Origin of the sequence: Aeribacillus composti (assembly GCF_007827555.1) — a bacterium.
GTDB classification, from domain to species: Bacteria; Bacillota; Bacilli; order Bacillales; family Aeribacillaceae; genus Aeribacillus; species Aeribacillus composti.
In genome coordinates, this window is record NZ_VISS01000037.1 from 1 (window position 1) to 16,810 (window position 16,810).

Below are 16,810 nucleotides of genomic sequence, written 5' to 3' on the forward strand. Positions count from 1 at the left end.
AGCCAGGATCAAACTCTCCAAAAAAAGTTTGTCACCAAATGCTCTTTTAGAATCAACAGGCACGCTTTTCGTTTTGTTCAGTTTTCAAAGATCATATATCAAAAACAGCGACTTTTACATTATAAAATCATACTTTATAGTTGTCAACACTTTTTTTATTTTAATTGCTGACTTCAGTGATTATAGCAGTTTCAATCGTTTTTGACAAGCATTATTTTATATCTTCGAAAAAACTAAAAAACCTTTATAATCGACAAATCCTTGCTCTTTTCCAAAGATATAATTTGATCGGAATCTTCTGCTTGTACCATCGGCTTTGTAACCATTTTTTCATTTATAAAAACGATTTTCCCATAAGCTCCATTAGAAAGCCTTACTGTTCGTCCTACCATATCTTTTATAAATATTTTTTTGAAAGCTTGAACAACCGATAAATCAAATTTTCCAAATTGGTCTTTTTCTATTTGATCCAACACGTGAAACGGCGATTGTCCATTGCGATATGGACGAGGAGAAATCATTGCTTGATATGCGTCTGCAAACGAAATGATTTTAGCAAAAGGATGAATTTGAACGCCTTTAATTCCTAAAGGATAACCTGATCCATCAAATCGTTCATGATGCTGCAAGACTGCAACTTTCGCACCTTCTGTTAAAGCTGGTAAATCTTTTAATAAATTATAGCTGTGAATAGGATGTTCTCTAACCTCGAGGAACTCTTTTTCTGTTAGCGCTTCTTTTTTTGTTAAAATTGCTGGAGTAATTTTTGCCATCCCACAATCACTTAACAGACCTGCAAGAGCAATTTGATTTACTTCTCCAGTTAAAAATCCCATTTTTTTTGCAATTAAAGCGCTTAATAAAGAGACAGAAACAGAATGATGGCAAATATAATTTTTTGCATCACATGTTGTATAAGTCTCCATTATTTTGCCTGGTTGATCAAACCCAGCTTTTAATACTGGGAGGAGTAAAGTTCTAATTTTGTAAATATCTACTGAAGCACCCGACTGCCAAGATAAAAAATACTTTTGGAGCTGTTCTACTGAATGTACAAAAATTTCTTCAAAAGCAGTTTTTGATGAACTTTCCGTTTTTTGAACGTCAGCCTCATTTTTTTGAGGTTGATCAGTGGAAATATCTTCTTTCGCTTCTTTTACTCCTGTAGTAGTAGAAGTCCGGACTTGAACTTCTTTAATTAAAAATGCACGAAAAAATTCAATATGTTCCTCATTAATAACAGTGCCTTTTTTCGCAATTGGTTTTGGTGACAAAGAATAAACATCTTCTGCTAAGACAAATCCCGGCTTCAATTTTTTGACATGAATCCGCAAATGAACCCCCCTCCTTTAAATAAAAATCAATTAGCACCCATTCATTTAGGAACGTAAACAAACCTCAAAATGAAAAATACCTTTTTTTCACAGAATATAGATCAGGAAATATTCGTTTGATCTCCATAAATTAACAATACCACAGCTTTGAAAGCTGTGGTAGACCTAAAATTAGTATTTTTTCCTTCCGATGGCAGAATATGTTTCAGCAGATATCACCCTTCAAAAAAGAGCACTTTTTATTCTTCTTCCTGTTGTTCCTCTTGCTCTTCCTTTTCAACGAGCGCAACCGTTGAAACATGTTCATTTTCATCAAGTTTAATAAGCTTTACACCGACTGTATTACGTCCCATTGAAGAAATATCATTGACATCCATGCGAATCAGAACGCCGTTCCCAGTAATGATCATTAAATCTTCGTCACCGCGAACAGCTTTTACAGAAACTACCGATCCATTTTTAGGGGTAATGTTGCATGTTTTTAAACCTTTGCCGCCCCGGGTTTGGATTCGGTACTCGCTTTCGTGCGTACGTTTTCCGTACCCATTTTCAGTTACGACTAATACATCGACACCTGGGTCCAGCACTTCCATGCCGACAACTTCATCATTTTTTTCCAACGTAATTCCCTTTACGCCCGTAGCTGTGCGGCCCATTGACCGGACATCTTGTTCATGAAAACGAATTAACATTCCATTTTTTGTTCCAATTACAATATCTTTTGTACCATCTGTCAAATGTACGGAGATAAGCTCGTCCCCTTCGCGTAAGTGCAGCGCAATTAAACCGCTGTTACGTATATTGGAAAATTGAGAAAGCGGTGATCGTTTACATATTCCTTCTTTTGTCGCAAAAAATAAAAACCAATCATCAACAAATCCTGGAACAGGGATGATGGCATTGATCCATTCATCTTGGTCTATTTCCAATAAATTAATGATCGGAAGCCCTTTAGCTGTTCGTCCATATTCAGGGATTTCATATCCTTTTGCTCGATAAACTTTTCCTTTATTTGTAAAAAATAAAATAGTATCGTGTGTACAAGTTGTTAAAAGATGCTCAACAAAGTCGTCAGCATTAGTTCCCATTCCTTGAATGCCTCTTCCGCCACGCTTTTGACTGCGGTAAGTAGAAACAGGGAGGCGCTTAATATAGCCTTTATGGGTAAGCGTAATGACAATATTCTCTTTTGGAATCAAATCTTCGTCTTCAAAAGATTCTAAACCTGTTGCGATTATTTCTGTACGGCGTTCATCATTAAAACGCTCTTTTATTTCTTCCAATTCCTCGCGAATAATGTCTAAAACCTTTTCTTCGCTGGCTAATATACCTTTTAACTCTTCAATTAGCTTTATAAGCTCATTATATTCCTCTTCTATTTTTTCTCGTTCAAGGCCTGTCAGGCGCTGGAGCCGCATATCCAAGATGGCCTGTGCTTGCTTTTCCGTTAAGCTGAATTTTTCCATCAATCCTTCGCGGGCAATATCTGTTGTTTTGGAGCTTCGAATCAGGTTAATCACTTCATCGATATGATCTAATGCAATTCTTAACCCTTCCAAAATATGCGCTCGCGCTTCAGCCTTTCTTAATTCAAAAGCAGTACGTCTTCTAATAACGACTTTTTGATGATCTAAATAATGCTCTAAAATTTGTTTTAAATTTAATACTTTCGGTTCTCCGTCTACTAAAGCAAGCATATTAATTCCAAAGCTTGTTTGTAATGCCGTCTGTTTATATAAATTATTCAAAAGCACGTTGACATTTGCATCTCTCCGAACTTCGATGACAATGCGCATACCTTTTCTATCAGATTCATCTCTTAAATCGGAGATACCGTCAATTTTTTTCTCACGGACAAGCTCTGCAATCTTTTCAATAAGTTTTGCTTTATTTACTTGGTACGGAATCTCAGTCACTATAATTGCCTGTTTCCCGTTTTCTCTTTCTTCAATTTCAACCTTTGCCCGGAGCGTGATCGATCCTCGTCCGGTCTCATAAGCTTTCCGAATGCCGCTTTTCCCCATTATTTGTCCTGCCGTCGGAAAGTCCGGTCCAGGAATGATTTCCATTAGCTCTCCAATGGTGATGTCTGGATTTTTACTTAATGCCAGAACACCGTCGATTACTTCGCCGATTTGATGTGGAGGAATGTTGGTCGCCATTCCTACTGCAATTCCGGATGCGCCATTTACGAGCAAGTGCGGGAAACGGGAAGGAAGAACGACAGGCTCCTTTTCCGATCCGTCATAATTATCTTGATAATCAATGGTGTCTTTATTAATGTCACGCAAAAGTTCCATTGAAATTTTTGACATTCTCGCCTCTGTATAACGCATCGCAGCTGCGGCGTCTCCATCAACGGATCCAAAGTTTCCGTGACCATCCACCAGCATATAGCGATAGTTAAAATCTTGGGCCATTCTCACCATCGTCTCGTAAACAGCTGAATCTCCGTGTGGATGGTACTTACCGATCACATCTCCTACAATCCTTGCAGATTTTTTATACGGTTTATCCGGAGTCATGCCAAGGTCATGCATGGCATAAAGAATCCTCCGGTGAACAGGCTTAAGTCCGTCACGGACGTCAGGTAAGGCGCGCGACACGATGACGCTCATCGCATAATCGAGGAAGGATGAACGCATTTCTTGGCTTATATTGACTTCCTGTATTTGCGATTCTTTGTTTTCAGCCATTTTTTATTACCTCCGTAAAAAGCAATTCCCAAACCTCACTTAATGGAGAAATCAAAATGAGAATGGGGTGAACAAATCGATTAAATATCCAAATTTTTTACATAGCGTGCATTTTCTTCAATAAACTGGCGGCGAGGCTCAACTTTATCTCCCATTAAAATTTCAAACGTTTCATCCGCATCGATCGCATCCTGCAACGTTACTTGCAGCAGAGTTCTAGTTGACGGATTCATTGTTGTTTCCCAAAGCTGCTCAGCATTCATTTCTCCAAGTCCTTTGTAGCGTTGAATGCTTGGCTTCGGTTGGCTTGGAAGATTGGACAAAATTTTATTGAGTTGACGATCATTGTACGCATATTCAACCTTTTTGCCTTGTTGAATTCTATATAAAGGAGGCTGCGCAATATAAACATATCCTTTTTCAATAATTCCCCTCATGTACCGATAGAAAAAGGTAAGCAGCAATGTACGAATATGCGCTCCGTCCACATCGGCATCCGTCATGATCACTACTTTATGGTATCTCGCCTTCGAAACATCGAAATCTTCGCCAATCCCTGTTCCAATGGCAGTGATTATAGCACGCACTTCATTGTTAGATAATATTTTGTCAAGACGTGCTTTCTCAACATTTAAAATTTTTCCTCTCAAGGGCAAAATAGCTTGGAAATGTCTGTCCCGTCCCTGCTTTGCAGAACCGCCGGCAGAATCACCCTCAACGACAAACAATTCTGAGATGGATGGATCTTTTGACGAACAATCTGCTAATTTCCCAGGCAAATTTGAAACTTCTAATGCGCTTTTTCTTCTCGTTAATTCCCTTGCTTTTTTGGCAGCTAAACGGGCTCTTGCCGCCATCAGACCTTTTTCCACAATTTTTTTGGCTGTTTGCGGATGCTCAAAAAGAAACGTTTCGAACATTTCCGAGAAAATGGAATCAGTAATTGTTCTTACTTCGGAATTCCCGAGCTTTGTTTTCGTTTGTCCCTCAAATTGAGGATTAGGATGTTTGACAGAAATGATCGCGGTTAACCCCTCACGAACATCTTCACCTGATAAATTTTGATCGTTTTCTTTAATAGATCCAGTTTTTCTAGCGTAATCATTAATGACGCGAGTTAAAGCAGTTTTAAAGCCGGATTCGTGAGTACCGCCCTCATAAGTGTGAATATTATTAGCAAAAGAGTAAATATTACTTGTATATCCATCATTGTATTGAAGAGCGATTTCTATTTTTATTCCATCTCTGTCTCCTTCAATGTAAATCGGTTCTTCATGAAGAACCTCTTTTGTACGGTTGAGATGCTTTACATAGGAGATAATGCCGCCTTCATAGTAATATAAATTTTGCCGTCCTTTTTCGTCCCGCTTATCTTCTAATGTGATCTTGATTCCGCGGTTTAAAAAGGCAAGTTCTCGCAAACGCGACGCCAACGTATCATAATCATATTCAGTTGTTTCTTTAAAAATTTCAGGATCAGGCTTGAAATGCACAATGGTTCCTGTCGTATCCGTTTTTCCGACAATTTTCAAATCTTCACAAGGGACACCTCGGCGATATTTTTGATAGTAAATATTTCCATCACGATGAACAAATACCTCCAGTTCTGTTGACAGTGCATTCACAACTGAAGCTCCTACACCGTGGAGTCCACCAGAAACTTTATAGCCTCCGCCTCCGAATTTTCCTCCGGCATGAAGTACAGTCATGATGACTTCAACGGCTGGTCTTCCCATTTTTTCTTGTATTCCGACGGGTATTCCCCGTCCATTATCTTTTACTGTTATGCTATTGTCTTCTTCGATCGTCACATTTATTTCTGTACAAAAACCCGCTAAAGCCTCATCTATACTATTATCGACAATTTCCCAAACGAGATGATGAAGACCTTTGGAACTGGTAGATCCAATATACATTCCAGGTCTTTTTCGAACAGCTTCCAACCCTTCCAGCACTTGAATCTGGTTTTCATCATATGTTGTTTGTTCCTCATGATTTTGTTCCATCGCCACAATGATCACCTACACTTTTATAAACATAAAATCGATTGAATAGATAAAAAAATCTTTTTTCCACAAAAAAATCTAAATGGATTGATCCGCTTTTTTCAAAGTAATGACACGATCTATGCATGAGTAAAAAACAAGCTGCAGATGTTAAAATTCTTAATAGCATCATGATCTGTTTCAAAAAAAAATAATTTATATTAATTGTCCGGAAGATACACGATAGATAGCCGCTTCCTTCAAGGTTTTGTGATCAATTCCATCTACGCTTGTTGTTGTCACAAATGTTTGCACTTTCCCTTGAATGGCATTTAATAAATGAGATTGCCTAAAATCATCTAATTCTGATAAAACATCGTCCAACAATAATACAGGATAATCGCCAATCTCTTCATGGATCAAATCTATTTCGGCCAATTTCAGCGAAAGAGCTGTTGTGCGCTGCTGGCCTTGCGATCCGAATGTTTGAACATCCCGGCCGTTCACATAAAAAATAAGGTCATCTCTGTGGGGACCGGCTAACGTCGTTCCACGTTCTATTTCCTTTTCTCTTATTTTAGCAAACCTGTCATAGTATACTTCTACTATTTTCGACAAGTCTGCTTCTTCTGATACATCAACAGAAGGCTTATACTGAATTCTTAATTCCTCCATTCCCCTTGAAATGCTGGAATGAATCGGTTGTGCCCATTTTTCAAGCTGTTTAACAAACAAATATCTTTTTTTAATGATATTGCTCGCTGTCTCACACAGCTGAAGTGTAAGCACATCCAACATTTTTTCATCCTTCTGCTTTCTCGTTTGGAGAAGCTTTAAATAATGATTTCTCTGCTGAATGATTTTTTGATATTTGTTCAGTTGGTGCAAATAAACAGGAGAAACTTGTCCAATTTCCATATTGATAAAACGCCTGCGAATTTGCGGACTTCCTTTAACTAAATTCAAATCTTCCGGAGCAAACATAATCACATTGACGTGACCGACATATTCACTTAATTTTTTTTGTTCTAAATGATTTAATTTAGCTTTTTTCCCTTTGTTGGAAATAATTAATTCAACCGTAGAAAAACGATTTTGTTTTTCTATTCTCCCTTCTATTTTAGCATATTCCTTCTCCCATTGAATGAGCTCTTTATCATTGCTGGTTCGATGGGATTTCGCCATCGCCAAAACATAGATGCCCTCCATCATATTTGTTTTCCCTTGGGCATTTTCTCCAATTATCACATTGACTTTGTTTTCAAACTGTACATGAAGGGACTCATAATTACGGTAGTTCTTTAAACTGAATTCTTTTAAATACAATGAAGGTCACCAACTTCAGTTTTTTACAATAAAGGTTCCAATCTCTTTTACTTCTACGATGTCTCCGTCTCTTAATTTTCTTCCCCGGCGCTGTTCCCTCTCAGAATTTACGAGCACTTCATGCTCTTGCAGAAACCATTTTGCCATTCCGCCAGTTTGGATGACATCCGCTAATTTTAAAAATTGTCCGAGTGTAATATATTCACCTTTAATTTGAATCATACGCTTCATCTGAATTTCATCCGCTTTCTCAAAATAGTCTCTAACTTTTTATTTTACTAAATATTTCCCAATTCGAAAAGAAAGCTACTAGCTTTTTTGATTACTAGTAGCTTTCATTTTTATTTCCAGTACTTCAAAATAGAAGAATTTATCATAAAGAACCGGTGACAGCTGTTTAATATGTTCGGACAGGAAGAATCAGTTGCAAAACTGTTTCATCTTCGGGAACACGAATTAAAAACGGCCTCATCGCCCCCGTAAAGCTGATGCGAATTTCTGATCCTTCCACAGCTTTTAATGCATCTATCATATATTTTGCACTAAAGGAGATTTTTAAATCTTCTCCTTGTACATTTTTGGCATGAATTTCTTCGACAACCTTCCCAATTTCCGGTGAATTTGACAAGATTTCAACCTTCCCGTTAGGAAATGTTGTCAACTTGACGACGTTATTGCGTCCTTCTCTTGCAAGAAGAGATGCGCGGTCTATAGCTTGTAAAAAATCTTTTGCGTCAAGAACAATATCCGTTTTACTTTCCATTGGAATAAGTCTGCTCGTATCAGGGTAATTTCCGTCTAAGAGACGTGAAAAGAATAATATGTTTTTCGTCTTAAACAAAACTTGATTTTCTGTAATGACAATTTCGACAAGATCATCGTTTTCATCAAGAATTTTATTCAGCTCATTTAAGCTTTTTCCCGGAATAACGACATTATGCGCTTCAGAAATATTGGTTTCCACTTTTGCTTTCCGTAAAGCTAATCGATGGCTGTCCGTTGCAATACATGTTAATTCGCCATTTTCTAAACGCCAGTTTACACCGGTTAAAATTGGTCTTGTTTCTGAAACCGAAACAGCAAAAACTGTTTGTCGAATTAAGGTTTTTAATAGATCTGATGGAATTTTAAAAACGTTTTGCTCCTCAATTTCCGGCAATCTTGGATATTCTTCTGCATCCAAACCATGCAGATTAAATTCCGCACTTCCTGATCGAATAATAGTTAGAAAGTGGTTTTCCACTTTCATTTCCACTTTATCCTGCGGAAGCTTCCTCACAATATCACTAAAAAAACGAGCTTGCAAAACAATGCTTCCGGGCTCGATAATTTCCGCTTGAATCGTTCCATTTTCTTCTGCAGGTATAAAGGACTCAATCGAAATGTCTGAATCACTGCCTGTTAATGAAATGCCCTCTTCTGTTGCGACAATTTTTATTCCGGTCAATATAGGTATGGTTGTTCTAGAGGAGACGGCCTTCATGACATCTTGGACGCTTTCAACAAGCTTATTTTTTTGGACAATAACTTGCATGTAAATCCTCCTTCTAAGGCTGCACTGCCATCTATCAAACAAATACATTTTATATTATTATTATTTTTTAATTAAAAAATATAGTATAAGTAGTAATAGGGCTTGTGGATATGTTGATAACAATGTTAATGAAAGGAAGCACAGTCTATCCACATGTGGATAAACTGTGCATGCCAATGTCAAAGTTATTCACAATGTCCTCAACTAATGATAATGAATGGAATGCTTTAACTGTTCTTTTATTTCATTTATTTGATTTTGCAGCTGTGGGTCTTCTTCTAATAGCTTTGAAATTTTTTCATGAGCATGAATGACTGTTGTATGGTCTCTTCCTCCAAATTCTTCTCCAATTTTCGGCAAAGAAGAGTCGGTTAATTCTCTTGATAAGTACATGGCAATCTGTCTTGGAAATGCAACAGACTTTGTTCTCTTTTTTGCTTTAAAATCTTCCAATTTAACATTAAAATGCTGTCCAACTACACGTTGAATTTCTTGAATGGTAATAATTTTAGGCTTGGAGCTCGGTATAATGTCTTTTAATGCTTCTGCCGCGAGATCCGCGTTAATATCTTTATTAATGAGAGAAGAATAAGCTACTACGCGTATAAGGGCACCTTCTAGCTCACGAATATTTGTATCAATTTGGTTGGCAATATAAAGCATGACTTCATTTGGAATATCCAATCCATCAGCTTTCGCTTTTTTTCTTAAAATGGCAATTCTTGTTTCGAGGTCAGGAGGAGTAATATCTGTTATGAGCCCCCATTCAAAACGTGATCTCAGCCGGTCTTCAAGAGTAGGAATTTCCTTTGGCGGCCTGTCGCTTGAAATGACTATTTGCTTGCTTTCCTCGTGAAGTGTGTTGAACGTATGGAAAAATTCCTCTTGTGTTTGTTCTTTTCCAGCAAGAAATTGAATATCATCTATCAATAGAACATCAACATTCCGGTATTTATTGCGAAATTCATCGGCTTTATTGTCACGGATTGAGTTAATAAATTCATTCGTAAATTTTTCTGATGACAAATAGACGACTCTCGCGGAAGGATTATGTTCTAATACATAATGGCCGATTGCATGCATTAAATGAGTTTTTCCGAGACCGACGCCACCATAAATAAACAGCGGGTTGTATGCTTTTGCCGGCGCTTCCGCAACAGCCAGGGATGCAGCATGGGCAAATCGATTTCCTGAGCCGATAACAAACGTATCAAAAGTATATTTTGGATTCAGCAAGTTTTGGGGAAATTCATTTGTCTCTTCCCCTTTTTTTGGCGATGTTTTAATGGGGGCTTTAGGCATAAATTCATCGTCTGTCAAATTTTGCGGAATGATAAATTTTATACCGATTTCTTCTCCTGTTAAATCATATATTGTGTTCGCGATTAAATGCAGGTACCTGGATTCCAACCAATCTCTCGCAAATTCATTTGGAGCAGTAATGATGAGCAAATCACCTTGTAAAGCGTGTGCTTTTGTAGATTTTAGCCAGGTATCAAAGCTCGGTTTACTGACCTTTTTTTTAATTTCGGCAAGCACCCGATTCCACAAGTCCTCTATGTTCTCCATGGCTCTTTGGGGTCACCCTCCTTTACATCGGCTGTAAAAAATGAACAATGAATAAATATGCATTCCACATATGTTTGCACAAAAATATTTAATATAGTAGAAAAATAACTTTTCTACAAAATTCAGAGAGTGTGGAAAACTTCCTTCACAGGGCCGTTAACAACTTTCCACAATTTATCCACAACGTGTGGATAATATAATGATAAATGAAAGATATTCAGAGGTAAAACACAAATATCATATCAAAATAACCTATGTGTTGCAATGGGTTTTGAAAGTTTATCCACAAGACAACATGCTGTTGAAAAAAATATTCACATGTCGATAAATGTGTGAAAAAAATGTCGATAATTGCTGTAAAACTGTATTTTTTATAAAAAAATATCCACAATGTTGTTTGCCGATAGTACAATGGACCTTAGTTGACAATTAGGATATTCCTTTACTATAATTAGAAAGACTGTCTTTTTAGAGTTAATCCTCGGGGAGGTGTCATAGAATGAAAAGAACATATCAACCAAATAAAAGAAAACGCAGCAAAGTTCACGGATTCCGCAGCCGGATGAGCACAAAAAACGGTCGAAAGGTTTTAGCTCGGAGACGCCGTAAAGGAAGAAAAGTATTATCAGCGTAGACCACTGAAAAAAAGTCAGTGGTCTTTTTTACACAAAATGAAGTTACTTGATCTCTCGAGTAAATCGGAGAGTCGGAGTGAATGGAATGAAAAAAAGGAACCGGATAAAAAAAAATAAGGACTTTCAAAAAGTATTTCAAAAAGGAAAGTCAATGGCGAATAGACAGTTCGTTATTTATATGCTTGATCAGCCGGATATAAAAGATTTTCGGATCGGGCTGTCTGTCAGTAAAAAAATTGGCAATGCCGTGACGAGAAATAAAGTAAAACGTTTGATTCGTCAAGTATTTTTAGAAGAGAAGGACAATATCGCTAAAGGGAAGGATTATATTATTATTGCGAGGAAACCGTCTGCGCAAATGAATTATCATGAGGTAAAAAAAAGTCTTGTTCATCTTTTTATAAAAATGAACATTTATCAGACAAAAAATCATTAAGAAATCAAAAGCAATTTTACAAAAAAGATGGTAAAATACTTTTTGAATGGAAACGGATTATTTTTAATTATGATATATAGAATTTGTTAGGAGGAAGTTTTTTTGAAGAAGCGAATAGTATTATTGCTGGCTATTCTTGGACTAGCATCTGTTTTGTCCGGGTGTACGGAAATAAATGAACCGATTACAAAAGACAGTGAAGGTTTTTGGAACCAGTACATTGTTTATCCGCTTTCTTGGTTAATTACATATTTTGCGCAGCTATTTGGAAATGATTATGGTTTATCCATTATCATCGTAACCATTTTAATTCGATTAGCGATTTTGCCGTTAATGATCAAACAAATTCAAAATTCAAAGGCCATGCAGGAAATTCAGCCGGAAATTTTAAAGTTGCGTGAGAAATACAGTTCGAAAGACCAAAAAACACAGCAAAAGCTTCAACAAGAAACAATGGCTTTATTTCAAAAGCATGGTGTTAATCCTCTTGCCGGTTGTTTACCACTATTAATTCAAATGCCAATTTTAATTGGATTTTACCATGCCATTATGAGAACCCGGGAAATTGCTGAACACAGCTTTTTATGGTTCGATCTAGGTGAGAGAGATCCTTATTTTATTCTACCTCTTTTAGCAGGCATTTTGACATTTGTTCAGCAAAAATTAATGATGGCAGGAACAGAAAACATAAATCCGCAAATGCAAACAATGCTTTGGATGATGCCGATTATGATTGTCATTTTTGCGGTGTCGTTCCCAGCAGCTTTATCACTTTATTGGGTAGTCGGAAATATTTTTATGATTGTCCAAACTCTTGTGATCAAAGGTTCAGATATACGCAAAGCTTCTGAAAAGGCAGGAGGAGCTCAAAAGTGAGAGAAATAACGTCTACTGGACAGACCGTTGAGGATGCTGTGAAGAAAGCCTTAAAAGAATTAAATGTTGAGCAGGAACAAGTGGATATTCGAATTATCGATGAAGGAAAAAAAGGGCTTTTTGGGATATTTGGCCAAAAACCTGCCATTGTCCATGTGAAATTAAAGGAAACAAGCGAATTGACGGGTGCTTTGTTAAAATGGAACGAGAATACGGACCTTAATCCATTGGACGAGGCGAAAAATTTCCTTGAGCAGGTTATAAAAGAAATGGGAATTACAGCTTCCGTTGATATTAAACTTGAAGAAAAAACAGCGTATTTTAATATTAAAGGGGAAAATTTGGCAATTCTAATTGGAAAAAGAGGACAAACGTTAAATTCCTTGCAATATTTGACACAGCTTGTAGCGAATAAAACGTCAACCGATTACGTACCCATTATTTTGGATGCTGAAAATTATCGTGAAAAGCGCCGAGAGACTTTGACTCAATTGGCGGTAAAATTGGCAGATAAAGTTGTAAAAACAAATAAGGAATTTTCTTTGGAGCCCATGCCTTCTTTTGAAAGAAAAATCATTCATTCAACGTTAATGGAAGATGAAAGGGTTCAAACGTATTCAGTCGGAACAGAGCCCAATCGATATGTCGTCATCGCACCAAAATAAGTTTTTTGATGAATTGGAAAGCCAATTCATCATTTTTTTTAGCCTCCAAATTGATGCCTTTAAAAAGAAATTTTCGGTTTCTGTCAACCTCTATTAAAGACTCTTCAACTTTTTTGGTACCTCTTTGATTTTTCAAGCCCAGCAGTTTTTTAAGCTGTTTCTCCAGTTATCAATCATTTCGTTGTTCATTATTTTGAATTACGAGACATGCAGATCTAACCCCATGGAAGATTATCTGGCTTGTTTCTTAAACGTTACGGTATTGTGAATAAGTGAAAAGTAGCGAAATATTGTTATGAACATGTGGATAAGTTAAAATAATAAATTAGATAATTTTTTTGTGGATAAACATTGTGCTTTTCTTTTTTCTAGACTATATGGTATTTTTAAACTTTGGTGAATGAAAACAACTGCCGGATTGGTTTATGATAGATCGCAACAAAAAGCGAGGTGAGACAATGGAATTTGATACAATAGCAGCAATTTCCACCCCGATGGGAGAGGGAGCCATTGCGATTGTCCGCTTAAGCGGCGATGAGGCGGTGGACATTGCGGATCGCATTTTTCAAAGCCCTGCAAAGAAACAATTAAAAGATGTTCCAACCCATACGATTCATTATGGAAAAATAATTGATCCCGATACGCAAGAAATGGTTGAAGAAGTGATGGTTTCTGTCATGCGGGCGCCTAAAACATTTACAAGAGAAGATGTTGTTGAGATCAATTGCCATGGAGGTCTCGTAACAGTTAACCGCGTTTTGCAGCTAGTTCTTAAGCACGGCGCTCGTTTGGCGGAACCAGGAGAATTTACGAAGAGAGCATTTTTAAATGGAAGAATTGATTTGTCTCAAGCGGAAGCTGTGATTGATTTAATTCGGGCTAAAACCGATAAAGCAATGAATGTTGCTCTTGGGCAAATGGAAGGCCGTCTTTCAAAGCGCATCAAACGGCTGCGTCAGGAAATTCTTGAAACGCTTGCACATGTTGAAGTCAACATCGATTACCCCGAATATGATGATGTCGAAGAAATGACACATAATATGTTAATTGAAAAAGCTTCGTACGTGCGAGACGAAATTGAAAAACTGCTTTCAACTTCTAACCAAGGGAAAATATTGAGGGAAGGCTTATCAACCGTTATAATTGGGCGGCCAAACGTTGGCAAATCTTCTTTGCTCAATGGACTCGTTCATGAAAATAAAGCGATTGTAACTGATATACCAGGAACGACAAGGGATGTAATAGAAGAATATGTCAATGTGAGAGGTGTTCCTCTCCGTCTTATCGACACGGCTGGAATTCGTGAGACGGAAGACATTGTAGAAAAAATCGGTGTGGAACGATCCCGACAGGTATTGAAAGAAGCTGATTTAATTTTATTTGTGCTAAACTATAACGAAGAGCTCTCGGAAGAAGATAAAAAATTGTTTGAAGCCGTGAAGGGAACGGATTTTATTGTCATTGTCAATAAAACTGATTTGCCGAAGAAAATCGATATGGATGAAGTGCAGAAGCTAGCCAATGGACATCCAATTGTGACCACTTCCTTAAAGGAAGATAGAGGGATCGATGAATTGGAACAACAGATCAGTTCTTTGTTTTTTAAAGGGGATCTTCAAGCAGATGATTTAACTTATGTTTCCAATACACGCCATATTGCGTTGTTATCTCAGGCCAAAAAAGCTGTTGAAGAGGCTATAGAGGGAATAGAACAAGGCGTCCCAATCGATATTGTTCAAATCGACTTAACAAGAACGTGGGAACTCCTCGGCGAAATTATTGGCGACAGTGTACATGAAAGCTTAATTGATCAGTTGTTTTCGCAATTTTGTTTAGGTAAATAGGAAAGGGTGTGAATTTGATGCGATATCAAGCCGGTGAATATGATGTAATCGTGGTTGGCGCAGGTCATGCGGGCTGTGAGGCGGGTCTTGCGGCTGCAAGGCTTGGTGCTAAAACATTAGTAGTGACCATTAATTTGGATATGGTAGCTTTTATGCCATGTAATCCTTCAATCGGCGGGCCGGCAAAAGGAATTGTCGTCCGTGAGATTGACGCGCTTGGCGGAGAAATGGGAAAAAACATTGATAAAACATATATTCAAATGAGAATGTTAAATACAGGAAAAGGACCTGCTGTTCGTGCACTTCGGGCACAAGCCGATAAAGTTTTATATCAAAGGGAAATGAAAAAGACGCTGGAGCAGGAAGAAAATTTAACATTGCTTCAAGGAATGGTCGAAGAATTAATTGTAGAAGACGGTATATGCAAAGGGATCGTGACGCAGACAGGAGCCGAATACCGTTCGAAAACAGTTGTTTTAACAACAGGGACGTTTTTGCGTGGAAGAATCATTATCGGCGACCTTTCTTATTCAAGCGGACCAAACAATCAACAGCCGTCCATTAAGCTGTCAGAGCATTTAGAAAAGCTTGGATTCGAACTTGTTCGTTTTAAAACAGGGACACCTCCAAGAGTCAACAGTAAAACCATTGATTACAGCAAAACAGAAATTCAACCTGGAGACGAGGAGCCGCGTGCATTCTCCTACGAAACAACGAAATATATTACCGATCAGCTTCCTTGTTGGCTGACGTATACAAGCAGTGAAACTCATAAAATCATTGACGAAAATTTGCACAGATCGCCCATGTATTCTGGTATGATCAAAGGGACAGGACCTCGTTATTGTCCGTCTATTGAAGATAAAATTGTCCGTTTCCATGATAAACCGCGCCACCAAATCTTTTTGGAGCCTGAGGGCCGTAATACGGAAGAAGTCTATGTTCAAGGGCTTTCTACAAGCCTGCCGGAAGATGTACAGCGCCGTATGATATCTACCATTCCGGGGCTTGAAAATGCACAAATCATGAGAGCTGGATATGCCATTGAATATGATGCGATCGTACCAACACAGCTATGGCCGACGCTAGAAACGAAAAAAGTGAAAAATTTATATACGGCAGGACAAATTAACGGAACTTCAGGATATGAAGAAGCAGCTGGTCAAGGAATTATGGCCGGTATTAATGCTGCTAGAAGAGCGTTGAATAAAGAAGAGATCATTCTCAGCCGTTCTGATGCTTACATCGGTGTATTAATAGACGATTTGGTGACAAAAGGAACGAACGAACCATACCGTCTTTTAACATCAAGAGCCGAATACCGTCTTCTCCTTCGCCATGACAATGCGGATTTGCGTTTGACAGAACTCGGATACAAAATCGGTTTGATTAAAAAAGAGCGGTATGAAAAGTTTTTGGCCAAAAAAGAAGCGATAGAAAATGAGAAAAAACGCCTCCGTTCCATCATTATCAAGCCGAATGAACAGACTCAAAAATTGATTGAAGAAGTCGGAGGAAGTCCGTTAAAAGACGGCATCCGTGCCTCAGACCTTTTGAAGCGTCCAGAAATAAATTATGAACATATAAAAATGCTTACCGAAAGTGAAGCTTTGCCTAAAGAAGTGGAGGAGCAGGTAGAAATTCAAATCAAATATGAAGGATATATTGAAAAATCGTTGCAGCAAGTAGAGAAATTAAAACGCATGGAAAACAAAAAAATACCAGAAGACATTGATTATGACGCTATCAATGGACTTGCAACAGAAGCGCGGCAAAAATTAAAACAGGTTCGGCCGATATCAGTTGCACAGGCTTCACGCATATCAGGCGTCAATCCGGCGGATATTTCTATTTTACTTGTTTATTTGGAACAAGGCCGTATCGCCCGCGTGTCTAATGAATAAAGAGAT

13 protein-coding genes are annotated in these 16,810 nt (G+C 37.8%); 6 read left to right on the plus strand and 7 right to left on the minus strand.

What is annotated here, in order from left to right; genetic code table 11:
- Positions 1 to 233: 233 nt before the first annotated feature.
- The 7 genes from FB379_RS16055 to dnaA all read right to left on the minus strand — a co-directional run bounded on the left by FB379_RS16055 (position 234) and on the right by dnaA (position 10,444).
- Entirely contained in the window at positions 234 to 1,334 is a 1,101-nt protein-coding gene (locus FB379_RS16055; protein ID WP_066251618.1) for an HD-GYP domain-containing protein, read from the minus strand.
- Between the two features lie 239 nt (positions 1,335 to 1,573).
- A complete protein-coding gene (gene gyrA, locus FB379_RS16060) occupies positions 1,574 to 4,030 on the minus strand; it encodes a DNA gyrase subunit A (protein ID WP_066251621.1) in 2,457 nt (818 codons plus the stop codon).
- 80 nt (positions 4,031 to 4,110) lie between these two features.
- Positions 4,111 to 6,036, minus strand: coding sequence for a DNA topoisomerase (ATP-hydrolyzing) subunit B (gene gyrB / locus FB379_RS16065; RefSeq protein ID WP_063387742.1), 1,926 nt, complete (start codon positions 6,034 to 6,036; stop codon positions 4,111 to 4,113).
- Positions 6,037 to 6,231: 195 nt separating this feature from the next.
- Positions 6,232 to 7,341 carry a DNA replication/repair protein RecF gene (recF, locus tag FB379_RS16070; protein ID WP_066251623.1) on the minus strand — a complete coding sequence of 370 codons (1,110 nt, stop codon included), beginning with the start codon at positions 7,339 to 7,341 and terminating at the stop codon, positions 6,232 to 6,234.
- 15 nt (positions 7,342 to 7,356) lie between these two features.
- Positions 7,357 to 7,572 (minus strand): S4 domain-containing protein YaaA, encoded by a 216-nt coding sequence (yaaA, locus tag FB379_RS16075; RefSeq protein ID WP_066251626.1) that lies wholly within the window; start codon positions 7,570 to 7,572, stop codon positions 7,357 to 7,359.
- Positions 7,573 to 7,738: 166 nt separating this feature from the next.
- The gene (gene dnaN / locus FB379_RS16080; RefSeq protein WP_066251628.1) at positions 7,739 to 8,875 is read right to left on the minus strand and encodes a DNA polymerase III subunit beta; all 1,137 of its coding nucleotides are present in this window, start codon (positions 8,873 to 8,875) and stop codon (positions 7,739 to 7,741) included.
- A 204-nt stretch (positions 8,876 to 9,079) separates the two neighbouring features.
- A complete protein-coding gene (gene dnaA / locus FB379_RS16085) occupies positions 9,080 to 10,444 on the minus strand; it encodes a chromosomal replication initiator protein DnaA (protein WP_063387746.1) in 1,365 nt (454 codons plus the stop codon).
- Positions 10,445 to 10,943: 499 nt separating this feature from the next.
- Here dnaA and rpmH point away from each other — a divergent pair, with 499 nt between their 5' ends.
- From rpmH to mnmG, 6 genes are all read left to right on the plus strand, one after another.
- The gene (gene rpmH / locus FB379_RS16090) at positions 10,944 to 11,078 is read left to right on the plus strand and encodes a 50S ribosomal protein L34 (protein WP_063387747.1); all 135 of its coding nucleotides are present in this window, start codon (positions 10,944 to 10,946) and stop codon (positions 11,076 to 11,078) included.
- Between the two features lie 86 nt (positions 11,079 to 11,164).
- On the plus strand, positions 11,165 to 11,515 hold the full coding sequence (gene rnpA, locus FB379_RS16095; RefSeq protein WP_063387748.1) for a ribonuclease P protein component: 351 nt from the start codon (positions 11,165 to 11,167) through the stop codon (positions 11,513 to 11,515).
- A gap of 102 nt (positions 11,516 to 11,617) precedes the next feature.
- Positions 11,618 to 12,391, plus strand: coding sequence for a YidC family membrane integrase SpoIIIJ (gene spoIIIJ / locus FB379_RS16100; RefSeq protein WP_063387749.1), 774 nt, complete (start codon positions 11,618 to 11,620; stop codon positions 12,389 to 12,391).
- On the plus strand, positions 12,388 to 13,056 hold the full coding sequence (gene jag / locus FB379_RS16105) for an RNA-binding cell elongation regulator Jag/EloR (RefSeq protein ID WP_063387750.1): 669 nt from the start codon (positions 12,388 to 12,390) through the stop codon (positions 13,054 to 13,056). Before spoIIIJ ends, jag begins: the two co-directional genes overlap by 4 nt.
- Positions 13,057 to 13,514: 458 nt before the next feature.
- On the plus strand, positions 13,515 to 14,900 hold the full coding sequence (mnmE, locus tag FB379_RS16110) for a tRNA uridine-5-carboxymethylaminomethyl(34) synthesis GTPase MnmE (protein WP_063387751.1): 1,386 nt from the start codon (positions 13,515 to 13,517) through the stop codon (positions 14,898 to 14,900).
- Positions 14,901 to 14,917: 17 nt separating this feature from the next.
- The gene (gene mnmG, locus FB379_RS16115) at positions 14,918 to 16,804 is read left to right on the plus strand and encodes a tRNA uridine-5-carboxymethylaminomethyl(34) synthesis enzyme MnmG (protein WP_063387752.1); all 1,887 of its coding nucleotides are present in this window, start codon (positions 14,918 to 14,920) and stop codon (positions 16,802 to 16,804) included.
- The last annotated feature ends 6 nt before the right edge of the window (positions 16,805 to 16,810 follow it).

Bases quoted from the DNA above. Each gene is read 5' to 3' on its own strand.
- gyrA (WP_066251621.1), bottom strand. From the start codon at position 4,030: ATGGCTGAAAACAAAGAATCGCAAATACAGGAAGTCAATATAAGCCAA.
- gyrB (WP_063387742.1), bottom strand. From the start codon at position 6,036: ATGGAACAAAATCATGAGGAACAAACAACATATGATGAAAACCAGATT.
- yaaA (WP_066251626.1), bottom strand. From the start codon at position 7,572: ATGAAGCGTATGATTCAAATTAAAGGTGAATATATTACACTCGGACAA.
- dnaN (WP_066251628.1), bottom strand. From the start codon at position 8,875: ATGCAAGTTATTGTCCAAAAAAATAAGCTTGTTGAAAGCGTCCAAGAT.
- dnaA (WP_063387746.1), bottom strand. From the start codon at position 10,444: ATGGAGAACATAGAGGACTTGTGGAATCGGGTGCTTGCCGAAATTAAA.
- rpmH (WP_063387747.1), top strand. From the start codon at position 10,944: ATGAAAAGAACATATCAACCAAATAAAAGAAAACGCAGCAAAGTTCAC.
- rnpA (WP_063387748.1), top strand. From the start codon at position 11,165: ATGAAAAAAAGGAACCGGATAAAAAAAAATAAGGACTTTCAAAAAGTA.
- mnmE (WP_063387751.1), top strand. From the start codon at position 13,515: ATGGAATTTGATACAATAGCAGCAATTTCCACCCCGATGGGAGAGGGA.
- mnmG (WP_063387752.1), top strand. From the start codon at position 14,918: ATGCGATATCAAGCCGGTGAATATGATGTAATCGTGGTTGGCGCAGGT.